Origin of the sequence: Pseudomonas sp. Au-Pse12 (assembly GCF_021341665.1) — a bacterium.
GTDB lineage: Bacteria > Pseudomonadota > Gammaproteobacteria > Pseudomonadales > Pseudomonadaceae > Aquipseudomonas.
On record NZ_JAJTTH010000006.1, the window covers coordinates 486962 to 510797 of the forward strand.

The 23836-nt window shown below is 59.0% G+C and carries 20 protein-coding genes and 1 tRNA gene; 3 read left to right on the top strand and 18 right to left on the bottom strand.

From position 1 onward, the window contains the following. Positions 1-10 precede the first annotated feature (10 nt). The 3 genes from LXM55_RS19845 to dibA all read right to left on the bottom strand — a co-directional run bounded on the left by LXM55_RS19845 (position 11) and on the right by dibA (position 3555). Positions 11-1021: a sulfate ABC transporter substrate-binding protein gene (locus LXM55_RS19845; RefSeq protein ID WP_233321942.1), complete on the bottom strand. Its 1011-nt coding sequence runs from the start codon at positions 1019-1021 to the stop codon at positions 11-13. A 158-nt stretch (positions 1022-1179) separates the two neighbouring features. Beyond that, positions 1180-1362, bottom strand: a complete 183-nt coding sequence (oscA, locus tag LXM55_RS19850) for a sulfur starvation response protein OscA (RefSeq protein WP_022643503.1) — start codon at positions 1360-1362, stop codon at positions 1180-1182. Positions 1363-1635: 273 nt separating this feature from the next. After that, positions 1636-3555 (bottom strand): phosphodiesterase DibA, encoded by a 1920-nt coding sequence (gene dibA / locus LXM55_RS19855; protein ID WP_233321943.1) that lies wholly within the window; start codon positions 3553-3555, stop codon positions 1636-1638. Positions 3556-3701: 146 nt separating this feature from the next. On the opposite strand from dibA, the gene desA reads away from it, so the two are divergent. After that, a complete protein-coding gene (gene desA, locus LXM55_RS19860) occupies positions 3702-4886 on the top strand; it encodes a delta-9 fatty acid desaturase DesA (protein WP_233321944.1) in 1185 nt (394 codons plus the stop codon). A 215-nt stretch (positions 4887-5101) separates the two neighbouring features. After that, positions 5102-6094 (top strand): GGDEF domain-containing protein, encoded by a 993-nt coding sequence (locus LXM55_RS19865; protein WP_233321945.1) that lies wholly within the window; start codon positions 5102-5104, stop codon positions 6092-6094. Positions 6095-6185: 91 nt separating this feature from the next. On the opposite strand, the gene LXM55_RS19870 is transcribed toward LXM55_RS19865, so the two are convergent. The 9 genes from LXM55_RS19870 to LXM55_RS19910 form a co-directional block, all read right to left on the bottom strand. Next, entirely contained in the window at positions 6186-7400 is a 1215-nt protein-coding gene (locus LXM55_RS19870; RefSeq protein WP_233321946.1) for an HDOD domain-containing protein, read from the bottom strand. Positions 7401-7542: 142 nt separating this feature from the next. After that, positions 7543-8820 carry a 4-aminobutyrate--2-oxoglutarate transaminase gene (gene gabT, locus LXM55_RS19875; protein WP_047283408.1) on the bottom strand — a complete coding sequence of 426 codons (1278 nt, stop codon included), beginning with the start codon at positions 8818-8820 and terminating at the stop codon, positions 7543-7545. Between the two features lie 178 nt (positions 8821-8998). Next, positions 8999-10441, bottom strand: a complete 1443-nt coding sequence (gene gabD, locus LXM55_RS19880) for an NADP-dependent succinate-semialdehyde dehydrogenase (protein ID WP_233321947.1) — start codon at positions 10439-10441, stop codon at positions 8999-9001. 378 nt (positions 10442-10819) lie between these two features. Next, positions 10820-11134, bottom strand: a complete 315-nt coding sequence (locus tag LXM55_RS19885) for a RebB family R body protein (protein ID WP_092318458.1) — start codon at positions 11132-11134, stop codon at positions 10820-10822. Between the two features lie 55 nt (positions 11135-11189). Next, positions 11190-11504, bottom strand: coding sequence for a RebB family R body protein (locus LXM55_RS19890; protein WP_025128569.1), 315 nt, complete (start codon positions 11502-11504; stop codon positions 11190-11192). A 113-nt stretch (positions 11505-11617) separates the two neighbouring features. After that, a complete protein-coding gene (locus LXM55_RS19895; protein WP_233321948.1) occupies positions 11618-12169 on the bottom strand; it encodes a hypothetical protein in 552 nt (183 codons plus the stop codon). Positions 12170-12316: 147 nt separating this feature from the next. Further along, entirely contained in the window at positions 12317-12976 is a 660-nt protein-coding gene (locus tag LXM55_RS19900) for a hypothetical protein (RefSeq protein ID WP_233321949.1), read from the bottom strand. Positions 12977-13000: 24 nt separating this feature from the next. Then, on the bottom strand, positions 13001-13228 hold the full coding sequence (locus LXM55_RS19905) for a RebB family R body protein (protein WP_011058560.1): 228 nt from the start codon (positions 13226-13228) through the stop codon (positions 13001-13003). A 119-nt stretch (positions 13229-13347) separates the two neighbouring features. Continuing rightward, a complete protein-coding gene (locus LXM55_RS19910; protein WP_233321950.1) occupies positions 13348-13878 on the bottom strand; it encodes an RNA polymerase sigma factor in 531 nt (176 codons plus the stop codon). A gap of 200 nt (positions 13879-14078) precedes the next feature. On the opposite strand from LXM55_RS19910, the gene LXM55_RS19915 reads away from it, so the two are divergent. After that, positions 14079-14155, top strand: a tRNA-Arg gene (locus LXM55_RS19915). Positions 14156-14318: 163 nt separating this feature from the next. Here LXM55_RS19915 and LXM55_RS19920 read toward each other — a convergent pair. From LXM55_RS19920 to LXM55_RS19945, 6 genes are all read right to left on the bottom strand, one after another. Further along, positions 14319-15020 carry a GTPase family protein gene (locus LXM55_RS19920; protein WP_233321951.1) on the bottom strand — a complete coding sequence of 234 codons (702 nt, stop codon included), beginning with the start codon at positions 15018-15020 and terminating at the stop codon, positions 14319-14321. Positions 15021-15023: 3 nt separating this feature from the next. After that, complete coding sequence (locus tag LXM55_RS19925; RefSeq protein ID WP_233321952.1) at positions 15024-15887, bottom strand: GTPase family protein; 864 nt, start codon at positions 15885-15887, stop codon at positions 15024-15026. Positions 15888-16171: 284 nt separating this feature from the next. After that, positions 16172-17299 carry a restriction endonuclease subunit S gene (locus tag LXM55_RS19930; RefSeq protein WP_233321953.1) on the bottom strand — a complete coding sequence of 376 codons (1128 nt, stop codon included), beginning with the start codon at positions 17297-17299 and terminating at the stop codon, positions 16172-16174. After that, positions 17296-18879, bottom strand: coding sequence for a type I restriction-modification system subunit M (locus tag LXM55_RS19935; RefSeq protein ID WP_233321954.1), 1584 nt, complete (start codon positions 18877-18879; stop codon positions 17296-17298). Before LXM55_RS19935 ends, LXM55_RS19930 begins: the two co-directional genes overlap by 4 nt. 33 nt (positions 18880-18912) lie before the next feature. Further along, positions 18913-22296, bottom strand: a complete 3384-nt coding sequence (locus LXM55_RS19940; RefSeq protein ID WP_233321955.1) for a type I restriction endonuclease subunit R — start codon at positions 22294-22296, stop codon at positions 18913-18915. A gap of 48 nt (positions 22297-22344) precedes the next feature. Next, a complete protein-coding gene (locus tag LXM55_RS19945) occupies positions 22345-23823 on the bottom strand; it encodes a sigma-54 interaction domain-containing protein (RefSeq protein WP_233321956.1) in 1479 nt (492 codons plus the stop codon). Positions 23824-23836: the final 13 nt, after the last annotated feature.

Genomic DNA, 23836 nt, shown 5'->3' on the forward strand with positions numbered 1-23836 from the left:
AGGATTGGGCTTATTGGGCCGTGTAGATCTGATCGAACACACCACCGTCATTGAAGAATTTCGGTTGGGCAGTTTTCCAGCCGCCGAAGTCCTTGTCGATAGTCACCAGCTCCAGTTTCGGGAACTGCTGGGCATATTTGGCGGCGATGTCCTTGTCCCGTGGGCGGTAGAAGTTCTTCGCGGCGATTTCCTGGCCGGCCGGGCTGTACAGGTGCTTGAGGTAGGCCTCGGCGATTTCGGCATTGCCTTTCTTCTCGGCGTTCTTGTCCACCACCGCGACCGGAGGCTCGGCAAGGATCGACAGCGAAGGCACGACGATGTCGAACTTGTCGGCGCCACCGTCTTCCTTGAGGGCCAGGAAGGCTTCGTTTTCCCAGGCCAGCAGCACGTCGCCCTGGCCGTTGTTGACGAAGGTGATGGTCGAGCCGCGAGCGCCGGTGTCCAGCACCGGTACGTGCTTGAACAGCTCCTTCACGTATTCCTGGGCCTTGGCCTCACTGCCGCCGGCCTTCAGGCCATAGGCCCAGGCGGCGAGGAAGTTCCAGCGCGCGCCGCCGGAGGTTTTCGGGTTCGGGGTGATCACCGAAACGTCTTTCTTGATCAGGTCGCCCCAGTCCTTGATGCCCTTGGGGTTGCCCTTGCGCACCAGGAACACGATGGTCGAGGTGTACGGGGTGCTGGCGTCGGGCAGGCGTTTTTGCCAGTCCGCCGGCAGGGTCTTGCCGAGCTTGGCGATTTCGTCGATGTCACCGGCCAGGGCCAGGGTCACCACGTCGGCGCGCAGGCCGTCGATCACCGCCCGGCCCTGTTTGCCGGAACCGCCGTGGGATTGCTGGATCTTCACGTTGTCGCCGGGATGCTCCTTCTTCCAGAAGCTGGTGAACTCGGCATTGTAGTCCTGGTACAGCTCGCGGGTCGGGTCATAGGACACGTTGAGCAGCTCGTAATCCTTGGCAACGGCGGAACCGGCAAAAACGGCGCTGGCGAGGGCGGCCAGGGCATAACGGCGAATCGACGACATGGTGAAGCTCCTGAAATTTTTTAAGGTGCTGGCATTTTTCTTATGGCGATTTCAGCCCGCATTCGCAAAGGAACGCTGGGGTTCGTACTGGGGGGTCATGGATGACGCCCTCCGGTTGACCAGTCGGGCCTCTCGTTCACGAGAGGGTGACGCGGCGTTCAGCTGGGTTTGTTGCCGGGCTGCTGCAGACGGAATTTTTCCTTGCGTTCGATCTGCACGACCTGGGCGTTGTGCACGGTGATTTCCACCGCACCGAAACGCAGGTCGCGCAGGGCGCTTTGAATTTCCCGCAAGATGGTTGCTTCGTCCTGGCCGTCAACGCTACGTAGAGATGCGCTCATGGTGCTGCTCCTGAGTGAGATGTGCCTGGCAGTGGCGGCACTGCTTGCGGCGTGGGAGCAATAGTAGATAGGGGCAGATATTCTTAAAAATACTATTTAAGAATTTTTATATAACCAGAAAATATTATTCGACCTGACAGCAGCTTAGCCCCTGTAGCCGCTGCCGAGCCTGCGAGGCTGCGACAAGGCCGTCAGGCCTTCAGCGGTCTACAACATTTGCGCCCGCGTTGCGGTCGTTCGCAGCTTCGCAGGCTCAGCAGCGGCTACAGGGGATCAGCGGATGGCGGGGGCATTGCTCCAGTCGAGCTGCTCCGCCGGCATCGGCCGGCCGAACCAGTAGCCCTGGCCCAGGTCGCAAGCGTGCTCCAGGAGGAAACGTGCCTGCTCCATCTGTTCGATACCCTCGGCGTGCACCTGCATGCCCATGCTCTGGGCCAGGGCGATGATCACCCGGGAAATCGCCGCGTCATCTTCGTCAAATGGCAGGCCGGCGACAAAACCCTGGTCGATCTTGAGCTTCTGCACCGGCAGGCGCTTGAGCCGCAGCAACGAGGAATAGCCGGTGCCAAAGTCGTCGATGGCCAGGCGAATGCCCAGCTCGCGCAGGCGGTGCATCTGCTCCAGGGCCACTTCCGGATCATCCATCACCGCGCTCTCGGTGACTTCCAGCTCCAGGTAGGCCGGGTCCAGGCCGGTCTCGTGCAGCACCTGGGCCACCTGCTGGTACAGCTCGCTGCGGGCGAACAGGCGGGTCGAGACGTTCACCGCGATGAACGACAGCACCACGCCGTCGGCCTGCCACTGGCACATCTGCCGGCAGGCCTGTTGCATGACCCAGGCGTCGATCTCGGCAATCATCCCGGTGCGCTCGGCAATCGGGATGAACTCGGCCGGCGACACCAGCCCGCGCTCGGGATGCTCCCAGCGCACCAGCGCCTCGACACCGACCAGGCTGCTGGTCTGGAGGTCATGCACCGGCTGGTAGTAGACCCGCAGCTCCTGCTGGTCCAGGGCCCGGCGCAGCTCGAAGGCAATTTCCACACGCTGCTGCGCATGGGCGGTGAGTTCTTCGGTGTACAACGCGTAACCGTTGCGCCCGGCGCTCTTGGCCTTGAACAGTGCCGCGTCGGCGTTGCGCAGCAGCTGGCTGGCGCTCAGGGCGTCGCTGGGAAACAGGCTGATGCCGATGCTGGCGTTGATCACCATCTGCTGTTCACCGAGCTGGAAGGGCTCCTTGAGGCCATCGATGATGCGTTGGGCCAGGGCAGCGGCCTGCACCAGCTGCGGGCAGCTTTCGGCCAGCACGGCGAATTCGTCGCCCCCCAGGCGCGCCAGGGTAATCCCCGGGCCGAACATTCCCCCCAGGCGCAGGGCGACGGCCTTGAGCAGTTGGTCGCCGACGTTGTGCCCCTGGCTGTCGTTGATCATCTTGAAGTGATCCAGGTCGATCATCAGCAGGGCGCAGCCACGCTTGTGGATCTGCGCCGAGGCCAGGGCCTGCTCGGCGCGGTCGGTGAACAGCAAGCGGTTGGGCAGGTCGGTCAGCGGGTCGTGGTGGGCCAGGTGGGCCAGTTCGTGCTCGGAATCCTTGATCGCACTGATATCGGAAAACACCGCGACGTAATGGGTCAGCTCGCCCTGCTCATCACGGATCGCGCGAATGGTCTGCCATTGCGGGTAGATCTCGCCGCTCTTGCGCCGGTTCCAGATTTCGCCACTCCATTCACCGGTTTTCTGCAGCGAGTCGAACATCGCGCGGTAGAAGTCCGGCGAATGATGGCCGGACTTGAACAGGCTCGGCTGGTGGCCCAGCACCTCTTCGCTCTGGTAGCCGGTGATTTCGATAAAGGCACGGTTGACGTGGACGATCTGCCCCTGGGTATCACTGACCAGTACCCCTTCGCGGGTGCAGTCGAACACCGCCGCGGCCTGGCGCAGGCGCTCGCGATCCTTCTGCTGGTGGCGCAGCCAGCGATCGGCCCCCAGCACACGCAGCAAACGGGCCCGAGCGAAGAAGATCAGCACCGCGCTGACCACCGCCCAGGCGTAGCCACTGACCTTGTACCAGTGCGCCTGATCGGCAAATTCATCGAAGAAACTGCTCAGTAAATGATCACTGAACTGCAGCCAGATCAGGGATAGCAGCAGATAAAGCAGCGCGGCACGCAAGCCATTGCGATAAGAAACCGACATAAGTCCGTCTATTTCCACACGAAAAGTTCGGGATTATAGAGGAAGAAACATTCCGCCACTCTTATCTGAAAGGGCGACTGGTTTTCTCAGTGGGCATGGTGATAATGCCGGAGCTGTTTTTTTCTTTATCGAGGGCCTTATCGCCTATGTGGTATGAAGGTTTACTTGGCTTGTCCGCCTGGCAACTGGTGGCAGTCACTCTGCTGATGACCCACGTGACCATTGTCGCGGTCACCGTCTATCTGCATCGCTATTCCGCACACCGTTCCCTGGAACTCAACGCCGGCCTGAAGCATTTCTTCCGCTTCTGGCTGTGGCTGACCACGGCGCAGAACACCCGCGAGTGGACCGCCATCCACCGCAAGCACCACGCCAAGTGCGAGACCGTCGACGACCCTCACAGCCCGGTGATCAAGGGCCTGTCCACCGTGCTGCGCAAGGGCGCCGAGCTGTATCGCGAAGAGGCGAAAAACCCGGAAACCCTGCGCATCTATGGCAAGAACTGCCCGGAAGACTGGATCGAGCGCAACCTCTACAGCCGCTACAAGCTGGGCGGTATCGCGCTGATGGCGGTCATCGACCTGCTGCTGTTCGGCACCATCGGCATCACCATCTGGGCCATCCAGATGATGTGGATTCCGTTCTGGGCCGCCGGGGTCATCAATGGCCTGGGGCACGCCGTGGGCTACCGCAACTTCGAATGCCGCGACGCCGCCACCAACCTGGTGCCCTGGGGCATCATCGTCGGCGGTGAAGAACTGCATAACAACCATCACACCTACCCCAACTCGGCCAAGCTTTCGGTGAAGAAGTGGGAGTTCGACCTGGGCTGGGCCTGGATCAAGGTCTTCAGCTTCCTGCGCCTGGCCAAGGTCCAGCGTGTGGCGCCGATCGCCCACCGGGTCGAAGGCAAGGGGCACCTGGACATGGACACCGCCATGGCCATCCTCAACAACCGGTTCCAGATCATGGCCCAGTACCGCAAGCTGGTGATCGGCCCGCTGGTGAAGCAGGAGCTGGCCAAGGTCGATCACTCGGTGCGCCACCAGTTCCACCGCGCCAAACGCCTGCTGTCCCGGGAAACCAGCTTGCTGGAAGACCGTCACCACCTGCGCATCCAGAACATGCTGGAACACAGCCAGGCCTTGAAGGTGATCTACGAGAAGCGCCTGGCCCTGCAGCAGATCTGGGTCAAGACCAGCTCCAACGGCCACGACATGCTCGCGGCGATCAAGGATTGGGTGCACGAAGCCGAGGCCAGCGGCATTCAGTCGCTGCGCGATTTCGCCCACCAGTTGAAGACCTATTCCCTGCGCCCCAGCGCCGCCTGAACCTTGCCCCTCGCCACTACGGTGGCGAGGGCACGCCACCTGAAAGCGGGCCTCTGCGGCCCCTCTCGACCGTCCGGCGGGCGCTAGTGCTATCGCCATGACGGCTGGGAACTTAGCGTCCTTTCCCCTATCTCACACAACACTTCGCCACCCAGGCGGGCTTGGATGTGGCCGCTGCCCAACGGCGCGCGGCACGCCTTTTGAGATCTGTGCCGATGGTCAACAAGAACCCACATACTCCATCTTCGCTTCCCCAGTGGCCCGAGGCCGCACAAACCCTGATGGCCCTGATGCATGCCCAGGGTGAAGTCGCTCGCTTGACCGAACGCGAGCAGCTGTTCAGCTCATTGCTGGTCAGCGTCAACGCCGTGCTTTGGGCCTACGACTGGGACAGCCGCCAGGTGCTGTACGTCAGCCCGGCCTATGAACGGATCTTCGGTCGCCCCGCAGGCCTGCTGCTGGCGGACTGCAACCAGTGGCGCGACAGCATCTACCCCGACGACCTGGAATACGCCGAGCGCAGCCTGGCCCAGGTCCTGGAAAAGGGCGCGGTGGAGGATCGCGAATACCGCATCATCGACGCTCAGGGCCAGGTACGCTGGCTCAGCGACAAGTGCTTCATCAACCGCAATGCCGAGCCCGGGCAACGGCTGATCGTGGTCGGCATCGCCGAAGACATCACCGAAAAGAAGCAGCTGGAAGCCGAGCTGCAGCGCCTGGCCACCACCGATGCGCTGACCCAGAGCAGCAACCGCCGGCACTTCTTCGAATGCGCCAACCGCGAGTTCGAGCAAGCGCGCCTGCAAGGCTCGCCCCTGGCCTTCCTGCTGCTGGATATCGATGACTTCAAAGTGATCAACGACACCTACGGCCACCCCGAAGGTGACATCGTCCTGCAGCGCATCGCCGAAAGCGGGCGCGCCGCACTGCGCCGTGGCGACCTGTTCGGGCGTATTGGTGGCGAGGAGTTTGCCGCGGTATTTCCCGGCTGCAACGCGGACATGGCACGCCAGGTGGCCGAACGCCTGCAACGGGAAATCCAGCGCCAGAGCTTCAGCCACCAGGGCCAGATCTTCAATATCACCGTCAGCCAGGGCCTGACGGGCCGGTTGGCGGAAGACCAGAGCCTGGACAGCCTGTTCGCCCGCGCCGACAGCGCCATGTATGAAGCCAAGCGCCAGGGCAAGAACCGCATCGTCAGCGGATAAACCCGCGGGCCCCGCTTGTGGGAGCTGGCTTGCCAGCGAAGGCGGCCCCAAGGCTTGAAGGCTCGCCGGCAAGCGGGCTCCTGCGGCGGGCTCAGCCTTTGCGCAGTCGGGTCAGCTCCGGCAGGCCGATTTTCAGCAGCCGCGCGGTCTTGCTGCGCGCCAGCTCTTCGATGCCCTCATGCTCGGTCAACCGCGCCAGCTGCGTCGCCAGGTTCATCACCAGCGCCTCGCGAGAATACACCCCACCACCCAACTGGTAGCTCGAGGCAATCAACTCCCGCAGTTCCAGGGGCATGCGCCAGCGGGTGCGCAGGGCCGAACCGTAGGCCGCGCCAAAACGCTCCAGGGCATCGCCGATCTCTTCCTGGTCGTCGAGTTCGCCCCCTGCCTGTTTCCACTCCTGCAGGCAGCGCAGCAACGCCAGATCGCCCAGGCGATGCAACAGCCCGGCGCAGTAGCAACGCTCCTGGTCCAGGTCCAGCAGGCGCGCCAGGGTGCGGCCGTACTCCGCGGTATGCAGGGACAGCTCCCAATAGCGCTCGGCATAGTCGGCCAGCGCCGGATCGCTCAGGCGCGCGCTGCGCTTGAGGGTCAGACCGAGAATCAGGTTCATGCTCTGCCCGGTGCCCAGCCGGTGCAGGGCCTGGGACAGGGTCTGCACGCCGTCGCCGTGGTGCTGCGCGGCGCTGTTGGCGGCCGCGATCAGCACCGCGGTGACCTGCGGGTCCGTGCGCAGCTCCTCCTCCAACAGCTTGAGGTCCAGACCTTCAGGGTTGAGGCTGCGCTTGACCGCCAACTGCACGTCGGTCAGCAACGGCGCGCCGTCGGCGATCTCGCGCCGGCGTTCGAGAAAGCTCCACAGGCTCATGCCCGGGGCCAGGGCCGGCACCTCGCAGGAGACTTCCTGGCCGGCGTCCAGCAGCAGCCCCTGCAGGCGCTGGGTCAGGCCTTCCATGTTCAAGGGTTTGGTCAGGTAGGCGGTGGGGGCCAGGGGCAACGCTTCGCGCACGCTGGCACTGTCGTTGCGAGCGCTGAGCAGAATGAACGGCTGCAGCGGGTTGCGCTTGCGCTGGCGCACTGCACGCAACACCGAAAGGCCATCGATGCCCGGCAGCTCCCAGTCGACAATGATCAGGTCATAGGGCTTGGCGCTCAGCAGGTCCATGGCCTCCTGACCGTCGCCACACAGGTCCAGGCGCGCGTCACAGCGCACGTTGAGCAGCACTTGCTTGAGCAAATCGCGGGACCAGGGGTCAGCTTCGGCAATCAGCACGCGAGGTACAGCGGGTAGATCAACAGCGGTCATGCAGCACGCTCCCTAGACAATCCTTTGCACCTTAGTCAATGCGCGGGCTTCCATACAGCGCAAATCCCCTATGGACCGCCTGGGGATGAAAAAAACCCGCCGAAGCGGGTTTTTTTGTCGATCAGGTCACAACAACCGCCACTCAGAGCTCAGCGAAGCACTCTTCCATGATGGCCAGGCCTTTATCCAGCTGCTCGTCTGGCGAGGTCAGCGGCACCAGCACCCGCAGGACGTTGCCGTAGGTGCCGCAGGACAGCAGGATCAGCCCTTTGTCACGGGCCTTGGCCACGACCTGGGCCACGGCAGCGGCGTTCGGCTTGTGGCTGTCGCCGTTTTCGAACAGTTCCACCGCGATCATCGCGCCCAGGGCACGCACTTCACCGATCACCGGGTACTTGGCCTGGATGGCCTTGAGGCCGGTCACCAGGCGCTCGCCCACTGCCTTGCAGCGATCCAGCAGGTGCTCTTCTTCGAACACTTCCATCACCGCCAGAGCGGCGGCACAGGCGATCGGGCTACCGGCGTAGGTGCCGCCCAGTCCGCCAGGAGCGATGGCGTCCATGTATTCGGCCTTGCCGCAGACACCGGCCAGCGGGAAGCCGCCAGCGATGGATTTGGCGAAGGTGGTCAGGTCGGCGGCAACGCCCATCTGCTCCATGGCGAAGAAGGTGCCGGTACGGCCAGCGCCAGTCTGCACTTCGTCAGCGATCAGCAGGATGCCGTGCTGGTCGCACAGGGCACGCAGGCGCTTCATGAACTCTTTAGGCGCGACGTAGAAACCGCCTTCGCCCTGCACCGGCTCGATGATGATCGCGGCGATGTCACGGGGCTCGGCGTCGTTCTTGAAGATACGCTCGATGCTGGCGATGGAGTCGTCGATACTCACGCCATGCAGTTCGTTCGGGTACAGCGCGCGGAAGATGCCGCCTGGCATCAGGCCCATGCCGGCCGAGTAAGGCACGACCTTGCCGGTCAGGCCCAGGGTCATCATGGTGCGGCCGTGGTAGGCGCCGGTGAAGGCGATCACGCCGGCGCGGCCAGTGGCGGCACGGGCGATCTTCACGGCGTTTTCCACGGCTTCGGAACCGGTGGTCACCAGCAGGGTTTTCTTGGCGAAGTCACCTGGAACCTTGGCGTTGATCTTCTCGCACAGTTCCACATAGGGCTCGTAAGCCAGCACCTGGAAGCAGGTGTGGGTCAGCTTGTTTAGTTGCTCGGTCACCGCAGCGATGACTTTCGGGTGCACGTGACCGGTGTTCAGTACCGCGATACCGCCGGCGAAGTCGATGAACTCGCGGCCCTCAACGTCGGTGACGGTGGCGTTCTTCGCGCTGTCGGCGAAGATCGGGTGAATCTGGCCAACACCGCGCGGTACAGCGGCTTCACGGCGTTTCATCAGGGATGCGTTGGTCTTGCTCATAAAATCCTCATTCACCGCTGCAACAGCGGTGTGATTCAAGGGTTGCGGGGCGGGGATGAGGCTGCGACAGCATGCGTTGATCGACTGTCGGAACCTTCCCGGGCCACCTTGAAAAGTGCGTTTTTTTAAGCGGCGCCGGGGGACAGCGCTCTCGTGCCCCCCGGCGCTTGAAACCGGATCAGATACCCAGGCAGAGGTATTTGATTTCCAGGTAATCCTCGATCCCGTACTTGGAGCCCTCACGGCCCAGGCCCGAGGCCTTGATGCCGCCGAACGGCGCCACTTCGTTGGAGATCAGGCCGGTGTTGACGCCGACCATGCCGTATTCCAAGGCCTCGGCCACACGGAACACGCGACCCAGGTCGCGGGCATAGAAGTACGAGGCCAGGCCGAACTCGGTGTCGTTGGACATGGCGATGACTTCGGCTTCGTCTTTGAAGCGGAACAGCGGCGCCAATGGACCGAAGGTCTCTTCCTTGGCCACCGCGGCATTTTTCGGCACGTTGGTCAGGATGGTCGGTTCGAAGAAGTTGCCTTCCATCGACTTGCCGCCCGCCAGCAGGGTCGCGCCTTTGCTCAGGGCATCGTTGATGTGCTCCTGGACCTTGGCCACGGCCTTCTCGTCGATCAGCGGGCCAGTGGTGGTGCCTTCTTCCAGACCGTTGCCGATCTTCAGCTTGGCCACGGCCACTTTCAGCTTCTCGGCGAAGGCGTCGTACACCGAATCCTGGATGTACAGGCGGTTGGCGCAGACGCAGGTCTGACCGTTGTTGCGGTACTTGGAGATGATCGCGCCTTCGACGGCCTTATCCAGGTCGGCGTCGTCGAACACGATGAACGGCGCGTTGCCGCCCAGCTCCAGGGAGACTTTCTTGATGTCCTTGGCGCATTCGGCCATCAGCTGGCGACCGATTTCGGTGGAGCCGGTGAACGACAGCTTGCGCACGATCGGGTTGCTGGTCAGCTCGCCGCCAATGTCGCCGGCGCTGCCGGTCACCACGCTCAGCACGCCTTTCGGGATCCCGGCGCGGTGCGCCAGTTCCACCAGGGCCAGGGCCGAGAATGGGGTTTGCGAGGCTGGCTTGATGACCATGGTGCAACCGGCGGCCAGGGCCGGGCCGGCTTTACGGGTGATCATCGCCGCCGGGAAGTTCCACGGGGTGATGGCCGCGGTCACACCGATCGGCTGCTTGATCACGATCAGGCGCTTGTCTGGCTGGTGGCCGGGGATCACGTCGCCGTAGATGCGCTTGGCTTCTTCGGCGAACCATTCGATGAAGGAGGCGGCGTAGGCGATTTCGCCCTTGGCTTCGGCCAGCGGCTTGCCCTGTTCCAGGGTCATCAGGCGACCCAGGTCGTCCTGGTTTTCGATCAGCAGTTCATACCAGCGGCGCAGCTTGGTCGCGCGCTCCTTGGCGGTCAGGGCACGCCAGGCCGGCAGGGCCTTGTCGGCGGCTTCGATGGCGCGGCGGGTTTCGGCGGCGCCCATCTTTGGCACGGTACCGAGGATTTCACCGGTAGCGGGGTTGTTGACCTTGATCGTCTGGCCGTTGTCCGCGTCGACCCAAGCCCCATCGATGAAGGCTTGTTGGCGGAACAACTGGGCGTCTTTGAGCTGCATGTCGGCTTCCTTAACAGCACCGCGCATACGCGGGGCGAATTGTGATTGTAGAAAGGCGCCAGGTCAGGAGGAGAGCGCCGGGGGCGCTGTCACCAGCCCGTGGCCAGGCTGCCGTCAGGAAAATCGTTCACTGGGTAAACGCACGAAAAAGTCGCACACAAGAATAGACGTGCGTTTGCGCACCCAGGCAAGAGCGTTTGAAATCTCAAACGAATCCTAGGGTCAACGGGGGTAAAGGACAATAGGCTGTTCGAAAAAAAGAACGTAAAGGCGCCTAGCGGTAAAAAATCCGCTTCAACCTCCCATGCCGCCGGGCAAAAGACAACGCCCCCGTGGCCTGCAGGCCGCGGGGGCGTTGGCGTGACGCCTGGAGAAGGGTCAGCTGCTGAACGACTTGAGCACCGTCAGCAGGCTGGTGAGGTTGTCGGCCACACCGCCCTGGGCGACTTTCTCGGTGGCCGACGCACCGGCGGTGGTATCGACGCTGTAGATCTGCATCACGCCCTGGTTGGTCGCGGCCTGGGCCAGGGTGTTTTGCTGCTGCTGCGCCGACACCGAGTTCTGGAACAGGATGGCCACGGACTGGCCCATGGACTGGTAGACGGTGCCCATCGCCATGGCCGGCGCCTCGGCGACCACCTTGACGTTGGTCTGAGTGACGGCATCGGTGATTTGCGGACTGACTGTGCTCATAAAAACTCCATTTTTTCAGCAGGAAAGTTCAACGGGAAATCAGACGTTCAACCACTCAGCCCTGGAAGGACTTGAGCACCGTCAGCAGGCTGGTGAGGTTGTCGGATACGCCGCCCTGGGCAACCTTCTCGGTGGCCGCGGCGCCGGCGGTGGTGTCGACGCTGTAGATCTGCATCACGCCCTGGTTGGTCGCGGCCTGGGCCAGGGTGTTTTGCTGCTGCTGCGCCGACACCGAGTTCTGGAACAGGATCGCGGTGGCCTGGGCCATGGATTGGTAGATGGTGCCCATCGCCATGGCCGGCGCTTCAGCGACGACTTTGACGTTGGTCTGGGTGACGGCATCGGTGATTTGTTCGTTTACAAGTGGCATGGCTCAACTTCCTTTGTTAGGCACACGGAGCATTCCGTGTCTTTGAGTGAACGTGGCAGCCGTTTTGCTGTGAACCCTGGGGCCCGGGACCGCCAGCTTATTTCAGGGGGGGCTTATTGCCCTACACCGGCGAGCACCTGCTTGAGGGTGTCCTCGACTTTCTGCGACAACTCGGCCATGCGCGCCTCGACGGCGGCTTTCACCTCCTGCTGCACCAGGGCGCTGATCATCGCCTTGAGGGCCGCATCGTCGGCAGGGGCCCGGGCCGGAGCGGGTGCCGTAGCCATGGCCTTGTCCGAACTCGGCGCCGCTGTCGGCTCCGATGCGCCCGTCGGGGGTGGAGTGGAAGCAGCGGCCTGGCTCTCGGCCGCCGCCAGCAGCTGACGCAGCACCAGCTCGCGCGCCTGAGGGTCAGCCTTGCCGACGCCGGCCCCCGACAACTGCTCGATGATCTTGCGCGTGCGCTGCTCGTCGGCCTGTATCAGCTCGGTGGCCCGCTGCCGCGCCTGATCAACGCTCTGTTGCGCAGACCTGGACATGTCCAGCGGCTTGTCCTGGGCAAACGCCTCCAGTACCTGGCGCTCGACCTGGGTCAACGGGCGGTTCAGGTACTTCTCGGCAAAGAGAAGTATCGTCGCCATCGGGGTTTGCTCTTCATTCGCCATTGCTTGCTCCTTTATTGATGAATGGCGTTGAAGGGCTGGGCACCGGGTCCGTCGAACTTCAACGCCAGGGGTGAACAGAGCGGCCGGCGAGCGCCGGCGCCCCTTGCACGACGGCCCCCAGGCGCCTTGCGCGCCCGAGGGGTGCATTCAGGAGGACGAGGATCGATTGGCCAGGGTGGCGCTGTACTTGGCGATGCTGGCGTCGATCTTGTCGATGGCCATGCCCGCCGCATCCGCTTCCATGGCACCCGCCGCAGCCGCTACGGCGGCTGCGGCGCCCACCATCAGGTCGGTGGCCAACACGCCCAGGGCATCCTCGGCGGCGCCCTTGACGTTCTCTTTGACGATGTTCTCGGTCATCTGCTTGAGCAACACCGCCTGGGCCGCCAGGGCCAACTTGCTGACCCCGTCGAAATACCCCGCCGCCGACTGCGCCACCAGGCCGGCGGCCTGGCTGATCATCATGTCGGGGGCTATCGCGATCTGCGCCGGGGCATAGCTGAAGGTCTGGGCATTGGTGAACTGCACCGCCTGGACGATCTGGCTGTTGAGCGCATCGGTGCTGTCGGTGCTGGGGGTGCCGGCCTGCTTCAGCAACTGCGCGTTCATCGTCTCCATCACCGAAGGTTGCGCCGCAGCGGCGGACGGTGCTGAAGGCGCAGGGTCGGCCGCCGCTGCGGTGCCCGTCGAGGCCGCCTCGCTGACCGGAGGCGCGCCCGCTTCTGCCCCCATGCTGGGGCCGGCAGCCGCGCTCGCGGTTTCATCGGCCGCGGCTGCGGGTGGGGTTTTCTTCTTGAACCACGCCATGACGACTCTCCCAGGCTGTCAGCCCTACTCGCCGATCGCCATGATCAGCGCCACGGCCTTGGACACCACCGCGTTGGAGATCTGGTTCAGCGCCTGCTGGCTGTTGACCGCGTTCTGCAACGACAGGCCCGCCGAGTGGCTGGCCACCTGGTACAGCGAGGCGATGGCCTGGGCCGGCGCCTCGGCCACCACCTTGACGTTGGTCTGGGTGACGGCGTCGGTGATCTGCGAATTGACCATTGGATCGGGCATACATCTCTCCTTAGATGGAATGGCCCACCGCAGAGGGCGGCGGCACCGGCTACAGCATCGAAAACAGGCTCACTGAACAGGAACGCCCACGCGGGCCGGTTGTGAAACTTCCAGGCACTTCAACGCAATTGCGCCCGCAACAGCTGCACATACTTGCGCGCCAAGGGCTGGTTCATCCCCAACTCGGCGGCAATGTTCGGGTAGGGCAGGTCGTCGACAAACTTTAGTTCAAACAGGCGGCGCTTCTTCAATGGCAACTGCGCCACCCGTCGACTGAGCAAGGTCAGGGTTTCCAGCAGCTCGACCTGCTCCAGCACCGACATCTGCGGGGCTTCCAGTTGCTGCAGCGGGTCCTCTTCGAAATCGGCGAAATCCACGAACAACCGCTGCTCCCGCGCCCGCCGCCGACAGCTGTCGACAAACACATGGTCCAGCACCAGGAACAGAAAACCCTGGGGGTCGCGAATCCGCTCCGGCGAACGGCGAAAGAACAGCAGCGCCTTGATTGCCGTGGCCGCCAGCCACTCCTGGGCACCATCGGCGTTGCCCCGCGCCAACTGCCGGGCGCGACGCTGCAACCCGGGCAGCACCGCCTTCCAGCTGGCCTCAAACAGTTGGTCCGGCGGGCTCGCCGACAGACCTGCTTGCATCGAACAGTTCATCCCCTGCACCTCCCTGTGCCCCGTGATTGCACGGACCTGGCAGCAGGTTGCGCGGACGCGCGAGGACGATTCAGCGGGAAAAACTGCCGCTACGGCCCGAGTTTCCGTGGGTTGCGACGGACAACCAGCCAGGGATGAAAACCGGCGTGGACGCCCCGAGTCGACATAGGTATGATGTCGCCCGCACTGCACTCGTAGCTCAGCTGGATAGAGTACTGCCCTCCGAAGGCAGGGGTCGTGGGTTCGAATCCCGCCGAGTGCGCCATCTTTAGCGAAAAAGCCCCAGGTCGAAAGGCCTGGGGCTTTTTTGTTTCAAGTGTCTGTTCCAGCCTGCTGGGGTCTTACCAGCGAGGCAGCCTCGCCTCATTGATCTGGGCTGAGGTGGCCTTGCGGGCTATCTCGTCTTGCCAGCCCCAGCGACTCCAACACTATTCACTGAGTGCAACGCGGACAATCTCATTGGTCAGCGCCGACATGTTCCATCTCGTCTCGGCCGAATAAGGTACGACGGGGTTATGAGCAGCGAACACCTTGCCCACCTCCCTCAATTTCAGATCGATATTGATAAGTTGGTCGGCTGTTGGCTCGTGGCAAAGACTGCGCGTAGTTGGCTCTATCTTGTCGCATTGGCCTAACGCGTAGATCACCTTTTTCTTAAGGCGCGAGGTATTGATCAACTGATTTGTCGCCTGCTCATCCACTGTGTAGTCTCGGGTGTCCGCCCTAAGTACGTGGACAATTACAGAGGCGTAATCAAAGAAGTCGGCATAGAGCTTTAAGTACTCTTTATCTCGCTGAAGGTTTTCACCAATTCCGGGCAGATCACCAAGCGACAACCAGTAGTTATCTTCGATATGAAAATCCAGGCTTTGGCACTCACGGGTACAAGCCGTCACATCACTGGTTTCAAGGATGGGCTTACCGATCAATGAGTTAAGGGTGGTGGACTTTCCATAACCCGACTTACCGATAAACAGCACCATTTTTTCAAAGGACCCCAAACCTGTCGCCTGTTCGATCCACTGATACCAACCAACGCCTGCCGAGCCTTTGAGTTGCTCAAAGGCAGGGTAGCGCTCAGACAGCTCACCGATGTCACCTCGGTGAAAGCGATACTTAGTGATACCCACGCTTTACCACCAACTGAAAATCTTGCTAATCACGTTCGAGATCGCCTTCACCACAGCCTTAACAGCCGGTGCTAACGGAACCACCTCGGTCACGATCTTGACAATTTCGTCAAGGAAGCCGTTCTTAGCTTCGGTTTTCGAATGTTCTGAGCGGTTATCCGCCTTCACCGCGTCCAAAACAATGGCCTTTTTGTCATTGGGAAGAAGCTCAATAATTCGGTCGACCAATTGAACCAATCCATAGCGCTCATTGGCCGAGACGGGAATCACGCATGACAGCGGCAAGCCGAAAATATCGGCCACATTTTTACGCTTTTGCTCAATATTAGAAGCCTGTTTAGCGCCGGGCTGATTGACCGACATGTCCCATTCGCGAAACGGCTCAATCTTGTCCACCTGGTTAAGGGCCACGACAAATGGCCGGCCATTATCCACATAGGGTTTTACAAGGTTTTTGTAGAACGTCTCATCGGACGAAAAGGCCCTGTCGTCTCCCTTAATCACCCACAGCACCAGATCAAGCTCTGGCAGTAGAGAGCGATAGAGCTCGGCATATTCCTTGTCGCGCTCATTACTTTCACCAACACCGGGGACGTCGAGCAGTTTGATTCCCTTGCCCCCGAGTTCCAGAATCACTTCTTGTGGCTTCCGGGTGCAGCCCGCGATATCGCTGATCTCGCAAACGTCTTTGCCGAATACCGCATTGCACAAGCTGGACTTACCGGCCCCGGTCTTGCCAAAGACACCGACAGCCGGCTGGTAGCTCAAAACGCTATTGACTCGTTTAAAAATTGTTCCGATGAAGTCAGCCCCGATTGGGCTATCTTGCTTCATGGCGTCTTCAAATATTTTATTGCGATCATTCATCATTTTCTTCCCTAGTTGATGTACGAATTGAGAGACCATCAAAGCTCTCACACTAATGCCAAGTAAATACTGGACGCTCCATTAAAAACCACGCAACAAAACCCTCACCCCACTACATACCAAACCACTTCAAACAACTTAAGCATTAGATATGATTGATTTGCTATAGCTATTGAAACTAAAGAGGCCAGCAATGGCCTCATCAATCGGAGTAACACTGATAGCGCGGCAACCACAAAAACATATAAACCTGACGAGTTCCATTCGCATTGGAACCGCCATCTCTACAGCATTCCAGAAAACGCTTTTTGAACTAGCGAAGAGAATTTCAAGATTTCCAGTTGACGCGCTGACTCTTGATTGGTTTTGAGCGATATATTTTTCCAATAGATAGCTGAAAATTCTTCTTGCTTTTGCATATCTGGCACTGGAAGTTCAATAGCATAAAGCTCTTTTGTACGAATGCCTTTTACCGTACTTCCAGAAGAGCGAGCATAAATTAAATTTTGGACGAAAGGATGTAGCAACAAGAACATGAGATATTCATGTGTCACCTTCCCCTTAGATCGTAGCGCGATCAAGCGCTGGCCAATTGAGACTTTCTTATATTCACCAAGTAGAGCAACGTTTCCGAGCGGCGCTTCAGTGGTGAAAAGAATGTCATTTTTTTTGGGAAAACCTCTCGTCATCCATGCATCATAGTTTTCTTCAGGAATGTACTCCCTAGGCTCGTCATCGACGAACCCTTTCTTTACATTCTTCGCCGTTATCAAAGGAACCCCATGCTCCGACTTTTCTGGAGTTTTCCCTCTGTAGTCAATGTAATCAGCCAACTCCTGCAGTTTGTATTTATGAGCGTTCCTATAGCCAGAAGATGTAACGAGCTCGCCGAACATATCCAGAAACACAGCACGGAGGAAATCGTCGGCGAGTTGGATGGCCTGCTGGCGTTTGCGGCAGATTGCATCAGCCTTGTCGAGGATAGCCGCGATGCGCTTTTGTTCGGACAACGACGGAACAGGAATCATATTCTTCTTAAGAAATTTGAAATGCCGGCTATAACCAGCAGATTCTATATTCAATGACGACAAATAGTAGAATAAGAACTTCTTATCCAACTCAACCTTCGGCTCAAGAACTTTTGCACCATCGGCACCTAAGCAAAAAGGCTCATCTACAAATTTAAAAATCCGAGTATGGTCACCAAATACAATAGCAGGGCAACTGCCAACCGAAATCACTGACTTGTTATTTGTATATCCACCAAACTGCTGCTGCCCTTGATCAACAATAGGGAAACTTCCATGTTCCAAGTACTCAGATTTCTGCAGCTTCGAGTATTCGGATGTAGCATCTTTTATAGCATCACTGAACTGCAACACATTCCAATGTGCTGGAAATACTCGACTCACAGCATCCTCTCCAGCTCATCCAGATCCGTCAGTATTTCCTGCTCTAACCCCTTTAACCGTTGCAGAATCACCTTCGGGTCTTCGTACGCTTCCTGCTGGTACTCCACTTCCCTGTAGCGGTTAATGGAAAGGTCGTATTTGTTAGCCACAATGTTTTCAGCGGTGACAACAAAGGTTTTTTTGAATTTGTCACCAAACAACGTGTTGATTGTGTTGGTGCTGATATTACTATCAACCATCTGCCGATATTTGTGCCACTGGGCGATGGCGTCGGGCAGATCGTTGCCACCCTCGCCTTTCAGCTCGGAGCGTTTGTCATCCAGCGAGTAGCCGTCGGCCTGTAGGTCGTAGAACCATACGCGCTCAGTGCTGCCACCTTTGGTGAAAATCAGGATAGCTGTGCTGACCCCGGCATAGGGTTTGAACACGCCGCTGGGGAGGCTAACGATGCCTTCGAGCTGGTTGTTGTCGAGCAGTTCCTGACGCAGTTGTTGGTGGGCCTTGCTAGAGCCGAACAACACACCGTCCGGGACCACTACCGCAGCACGACCACCGAGCTTGAGCGAACGGAGGATATGGGCGACGAATAACAGTTCAGTCTTCTTGGTTTTCACCAGCCCGAGCACGTCGGGGTTGGTGTTGGTTTCATCCAGCGAACCCTTAAACGGCGGGTTGGCCAGCACCACGTCGAAGAAGTTCTGCTCCTGACGTGGAAAGTTTTCCTTGATGGATTTGCTCAGGGAGTCCTGATAGCGGATGTTCGCGCCACTCACCCCGTGCAACATCATGTTCATGCTGGAGACGCGCAGCATGGTGGTGTCGAAGTCAAAGCCCCAAAACATCTGGGTGTTTATGTGCTGGCGGTAGGGTTCGAGTAGATCTCCAGTGAAGTGCTGGTTGCCGTCTTCGTCGGTGAAGATACCCGCCTCGCTGGAATGCACACGGTTGAGGTATTCCATGGTGCGGGCGAGAAAGCCGGCAGTGCCACAGGAGGGATCGCAGATCACTTCTGTCGGTTGCGGGGCGATCAGCTCGATCATCGCATCGATGATATGGCGCGGAGTGCGGAACTGGCCGTTGATGCCGGCGGTGGTCAGCTTACTCAACAGATATTCGTAGATATCGCCCTTCACGTCGCTCTGGGTCAGCGGCAGGTCATTGACCATCTCCACAGCGGAGGTGAGCACTGACTCGTTCTTGATCTCCAAGTCAGCGTCTTGCATGTATTCGCTGATATGGCCAAGGCCTTCACGCTCACCGCCTTCACCCTCGGCGCTGCCCAACTGAGCGAAAAAGGGATAGACCTTCTGCTTAAGGTGCTTGTGCAGCTCTTTGCCGCTCATATTGCGGAATTTCTTCCAACGCAGCAGCTGACCTTCCGGGGTATTGGGAAATAGGCGCTCAAAGTCTTTGCCCGTGCGGTTGGCTTTGCGCTCCGCCACTTCCTCCTGCATATCGAGCATGCGAGCGAACATCAGGTAGCTGATCTGCTCAATTACCGTCAGTGGGTTGGTGATACCGCCGGTCCAGAACTTTTCCCAGAGCTTGTCGATATCGGTGCGGATTTTGCCGGTAAGCATTCAGTGGTCTCGGTCTAATAAGTTATTCGGCAGTCAGGCGGGGGTGCCTGATTGGCCGGTGTTTTTCAGGAAAGGTTTAAGCACAGTCACCAAATCGGTGACATCTGCCGGCGTAAACACGCCGTCGATACCTTCGTGGGAGATGCTGTCGAACGGCGGCTCGTAGAGTTTTTCCACCACGATGCTGCCGTGCTGGGCGATGTAGTTTTTCAGCAGGTTCATAAAGCGCACCTGCTGAGCAGTAAGGCCTGGGTGAGCATGGAGGAAGCTCTTGAAATGCTCCTCGATGGCGTATGGATCAAGGCCAATGATCTCGCGCACGGTGAGGTGCAACTGATCCGCCGTGCGGCCATAAAACTCGTTAAGCACCTCCAGGCTGACGCCGGGGTGGCTGGTGAGAATAGTCGAAGTGAGCGTTTTCAACTCAAACTCGGCAATGGGCTCACCCTGGTGGATTTTCTGCAAGGTTGGGTTGGCAACGAGCATGGCGCCAAGAATGTCTTTAAGACGACGGCGGTAAATCAAGGCTTCACTGGCGCCTGCAATACACACCGCTCGCCCATCATGCAGCACGTTACCGTCTTTGACCCTAGTGGTATCAACACCATAGCCTGGGCCAGTACTTGTTTGCCGGTACTTCATGATGCCCCGCAGTTCCTGGCGGGCGTTTTCCAACTTGTCGATGGTCGGCTGTTGCCAGAAATCAGCACTACGCACTTCGGCGATCAAAGCGTCCTTTTGGCGCACGGCTTGAATGTTGACCGCGAGCTTGTCCAGTTCGGCCAGCAGGGCAATTTTGCCGTCCTCGAAACAACTGGCCTGTTCGACCATGCAGCGCTGGATGCCCGCCATCAACTTGTCCAGGGCTGTAGCGTGTTTGTCTCGCAGCACCCGGGCCGACATCAGCGGGGCGATGGTGTTGCTCAAAAGATGCTGAGCTCTGCCATCGAACTGCCGCAGCAGATTGGTTTGCTGCAACTGGTGGACAAGGCGCAGCTCGCGCTTGACCGCCACACTGGTATCCGGCAGGTCATTGATATCTGCCCCCAGCAACGCAATGGCCGCGTCAAACGCTGGAGCATGATTGTGATGCAGTGCGACCCGAGCCAGCTCCAGACGTGCTTCGAAGGTGGTTTGCAGAAGAGACTTGTTGCCCGTGTCTTCCGGCTCCTGATACTCCTGCTCGAAGTAGTCGAAGTTGCCGTAGTGATCGAAGATCAGGAACTCGCTTTTATGCTTGCCTGGGCCGAACAGGTTAGGCCGCAGCCGGGTACCCCGGCCTATCATCTGCCAGAACTTGACCCAGGACTTGACCGGTTTGGCGAACACCAGGTTGACCACTTCCGGCACGTCAATACCGGTGTCCAACATGTCCACCGAGATCGCAATACGGAAGTCGTTATCCGGCCTTTTGAACTCCTTGATCAAGGTTTCAACGTGCGAAGTGGCGTTGTGGATAACTTTGCAGACCTTGGTGCCATATTGCGGATAGAGCTTGCAGAAAAGCCTTTCCAAATGCTCGGCATGGTCTTGGCGCTGGGCAAATACAATGGTTTTACCAACCAGCGACCCGGTTTCATCCTTGATGCCGTTATTGATCAAGTTCTCCAGAATGATGCGGTCAGTGTCTTCACTGAAAATTCTTCGACCAATGTCTCTGCCGGCAATGGTGGTGCGCTTGGCCTCTTCCTCGCCAAGATCCTCCTCAAGCTGGCGCTTCTGCTGATCGCTCAGATCGTTGTAGTGAATACCGTCACGCAAAAAATCGGTGGTGAGATCGCGAACGCGAAACGGCACCAGGTAAGGCGGTTCGTTGTTGATGGCAGCATCCAGACCAAATTCAAAGGTCGGGTCCGTGGTTTCACAGTCGAAAATATCGAAAGTGTTGCGGCTGATGAACTTTACCGGGGTCGCGGTGAGGCCAACCTGCAGAGCATCGAAGTAGTCGAACAGATCGCGGTATTTGTTGTAGATGCTGCGGTGACTTTCATCCGCGATGATCAGATCGAAGAAGCCCACGTCAAGCTGAGCAAAGCGGTTCATCATCCCCGGGTAGGTGGAGATGAAGATACGGGCGGTCTGATCCACCTGGTTGGTTTCGCCGATCACGCAACGTGGCTCGCTGGGCAGGTTCTGCTTGAAGGCTTCATCGGCCTGCACGCGCAGCTCCTTGCGGTCGCATAGAAACAGCACACGCTTGGCCCAGCCGGTGCGCAGCAGCAATTCAGCCAAAGCAATGGCCACACGGGTCTTGCCGGTGCCAGTGGCCTGGATGATCAGGGCCTTGCGGCGTTGCTGCTGAAAATGTGAAGCAACGGTCTTGATCGCTTCGATCTGGTAAGGGCGGTCGGCGATACTCAGCTCGGGGTTGTGTTTTTCAACCTCGGCGATGCGGTACTGCCGCTGATAAATCAGGTACTCAAGGCTGTCTTTGCTGTAGAGGCCATACACCGGTCGATAGGTGTTGTACTGCTGGTCGTCCCAAATAAAGGTTTCGTAGCCGTTGCTGTAGAAGATCACCGGTCGCTGCATGCCCATGCGCTCAAAGCCATCGGCGTACATGCGCGCTTGCTCACGCCCAGCCTGCAGGCTGGTATTACCCGATCTCTTGGCTTCAATCACCGCCAGGGGCTGGCCGTTGTCACCCCACAACACATAATCCGCGCGCCCCTTACCGGAGGTGTTGCCGGGAAAGTCGACTTCCACCTCTTGACCGACCTGAGCAGGGTTACTGACCTCCCAACCGGCCTGCACCAGCATGGCGTCAATCAGCTGTGCACGGGTCTTGGCCTCATTCCATTGCAGGCTGTCAGCAACCTTCTGGCTCTGCTGTTGCCGCTTGTCTTGATCAGGCTTGGCCGGCGGCTCGAGTTTATCGAAATTACGGGTGCGCTCTTGCTCCAGCTTATCCATGACACGCTGAAGCTCTTCCTGCTGCTTTTGCAGCTCCTTCTCATAGTTGGAAACGGATTGCTGGAGTTGGCTGAGTGCAACGGTCGGGTCCTTGACTTCAACCAAGGTTGGCAATGCCGCCTGGGCAACGCCGTAGTATTTGACGGCCATGTATTTGGCCAATTCATGGGTGGTACTTAAGGCCAGCTTGGCATTACGCAAATCACCCTCGCCGCCATGGGCCGTTTCGTTACCCTGAATGCGCAGGAAGTTGATCTGATAGATCAACGACTTGCTCACGCAACTGGTGAACACAGAGTTCTTCACCAAGTCGTAGAGGCTCGACTGCGGTAGGCGCGGCAGCAGCTCTTCCTTGTAGATGGCTTTGGTCAACTCTTCGGCAAAGCTGCGCAAGCGTGTCAGCGCGCTGCCCGGATCGATATACAGTACCGCTTCTGCAAGACCAGCCAGGTTGGCCAGCAGCTCGTTACCGGGGCGAAGAAACTCGAAATTAACTGATTTCATAAAGGCTATTCTGTCCATATCGATCCTATAGCGAGGACCGTGCCAGTTTTACTCGATACCGTATCGATCCATCCAATTGCTCAACGTCTGCTGGCTTTTGAGGCCTAGCAGACTGGCAGCTCGGGTTTTGTTATGGCCGGTAATCGCCAGTGCCTTACGCAGATAGCGGCTCGCAACCAAAGAAATTAGTTCTTGTATATCAATGCCTTGCGAGACATCCATGGCCATTAAATCGGCCTCCGTCTGCGGTAGTTTGAACAATGCCTGCTCGAGGTCATTAGCGACTATAAGGTCCCCCTGGCACCAGAGGGCAGCGCGAAGCAAGGTGGACTGCAACTCACGGACATTGCCACGCCAAGGGTGCTGAAGGATAAGTTTTTTTGCGTCTTCGGAAATTTTCTTATTACCCAAACTCGGGTCCTGGTTAGTAATACCAGCCAATAGTCTCTCGCAAAGCAGAAGTAGATCGCCCTCACGCTCTCTGAGCGGTGGGAGGTGCAAAACACCTACGGCAATACGGTAGAAAAGGTCTTCACGAAAGCGCCCTTCAGCCACTGCCTGCATCAGGTTGCGGTGAGTGGCAGCGATCAGCCGTACATCAACCTTAAGCTCCTGGCACGCCCCCACTGGAGTGAGGGTGCCTTCCTGAAGCACCCGCAGAAGGCGTACCTGTACATCAGGCGTCAACTCGCCAAACTCATCCAGAAACAGCGTACCGCCGTGGGCTTGCTGAAAAACACCCGCTCGATCTGCCACGGCCCCGGTGAATGCACCTTTTTTGTGGCCAAACAATATGGAGTCGATCAGCTCAGGCGCAAGGGCACCGCAGTTAACCGCAATAAAAGGCTCTTTAGAGCGCGGCCCGGCATTATGAATAGCTCTAGCGAAGAGCTCTTTGCCTGTTCCGGTTTCACCGTAAACAAGTACAGGAACCTGCTTCAGAGCCAGAATCCGTGCCTGCTCTTTGAGTGCGAGCATGCGCTCGCTGCGCGTGACAATACTGTCGAAGGCAGCATCCACGGGCGTGTCGAGCCCAGCGAGCTGGACCAGCTTATCGGTACTGATCGCATTAGCCGCCGGAACATACTCGGCCGAGATTTCGAACGGCACCTCGACCTGCTGAACACCCTGCTCCAGGGAAGACTGGTAAAAAGTTGCCGCATAGCGAGCCTTGCCCAGAAGAATCCAGACTGCTTGCATAGCGGGTGTACCCGGGCTGAGCAGAATAGAGAGTTGCGTACCTGACACACTCAGATGCTTCAAGCACTCGCTTGCTACTTGATAGATCTCTCCAAAATGAACAGGAGAAGACAAAGTTGCGTAGTGCGCGGTGATCGGCACATCAACCTGCTCACGGAGCCAGTCCAGATAAGGCTCAACGCGCTCCTCAGGATACGAGCAAAGCAACTGGACGCTCTCTACAGGCACAGCTTTTAACGTGGACAGAATCGGGCCCGTCTCCCCGCCTGAAACCGCCTTCAGATCATTTGCGCCAACCCAACTGACCAATACACGTTGCTGTATCACCACTGCCCCTTTA

Coding starts and splice junctions, on each gene's coding strand:
- LXM55_RS19845 (WP_233321942.1), bottom strand. CDS start 1,021: ATGTCGTCGATTCGCCGTTATGCCCTGGCCGCCCTCGCCAGCGCCGTT.
- oscA (WP_022643503.1), bottom strand. CDS start 1,362: ATGAGCGCATCTCTACGTAGCGTTGACGGCCAGGACGAAGCAACCATC.
- dibA (WP_233321943.1), bottom strand. CDS start 3,555: ATGTCGGTTTCTTATCGCAATGGCTTGCGTGCCGCGCTGCTTTATCTG.
- desA (WP_233321944.1), top strand. CDS start 3,702: ATGTGGTATGAAGGTTTACTTGGCTTGTCCGCCTGGCAACTGGTGGCA.
- LXM55_RS19865 (WP_233321945.1), top strand. CDS start 5,102: ATGGTCAACAAGAACCCACATACTCCATCTTCGCTTCCCCAGTGGCCC.
- LXM55_RS19870 (WP_233321946.1), bottom strand. CDS start 7,400: ATGACCGCTGTTGATCTACCCGCTGTACCTCGCGTGCTGATTGCCGAA.
- gabT (WP_047283408.1), bottom strand. CDS start 8,820: ATGAGCAAGACCAACGCATCCCTGATGAAACGCCGTGAAGCCGCTGTA.
- gabD (WP_233321947.1), bottom strand. CDS start 10,441: ATGCAGCTCAAAGACGCCCAGTTGTTCCGCCAACAAGCCTTCATCGAT.
- LXM55_RS19885 (WP_092318458.1), bottom strand. CDS start 11,134: ATGAGCACAGTCAGTCCGCAAATCACCGATGCCGTCACTCAGACCAAC.
- LXM55_RS19890 (WP_025128569.1), bottom strand. CDS start 11,504: ATGCCACTTGTAAACGAACAAATCACCGATGCCGTCACCCAGACCAAC.
- LXM55_RS19895 (WP_233321948.1), bottom strand. CDS start 12,169: ATGGCGAATGAAGAGCAAACCCCGATGGCGACGATACTTCTCTTTGCC.
- LXM55_RS19900 (WP_233321949.1), bottom strand. CDS start 12,976: ATGGCGTGGTTCAAGAAGAAAACCCCACCCGCAGCCGCGGCCGATGAA.
- LXM55_RS19905 (WP_011058560.1), bottom strand. CDS start 13,228: ATGCCCGATCCAATGGTCAATTCGCAGATCACCGACGCCGTCACCCAG.
- LXM55_RS19910 (WP_233321950.1), bottom strand. CDS start 13,878: ATGCAAGCAGGTCTGTCGGCGAGCCCGCCGGACCAACTGTTTGAGGCC.
- LXM55_RS19925 (WP_233321952.1), bottom strand. CDS start 15,887: ATGAATGATCGCAATAAAATATTTGAAGACGCCATGAAGCAAGATAGC.
- LXM55_RS19935 (WP_233321954.1), bottom strand. CDS start 18,879: ATGCTTACCGGCAAAATCCGCACCGATATCGACAAGCTCTGGGAAAAG.
- LXM55_RS19940 (WP_233321955.1), bottom strand. CDS start 22,296: ATGAAATCAGTTAATTTCGAGTTTCTTCGCCCCGGTAACGAGCTGCTG.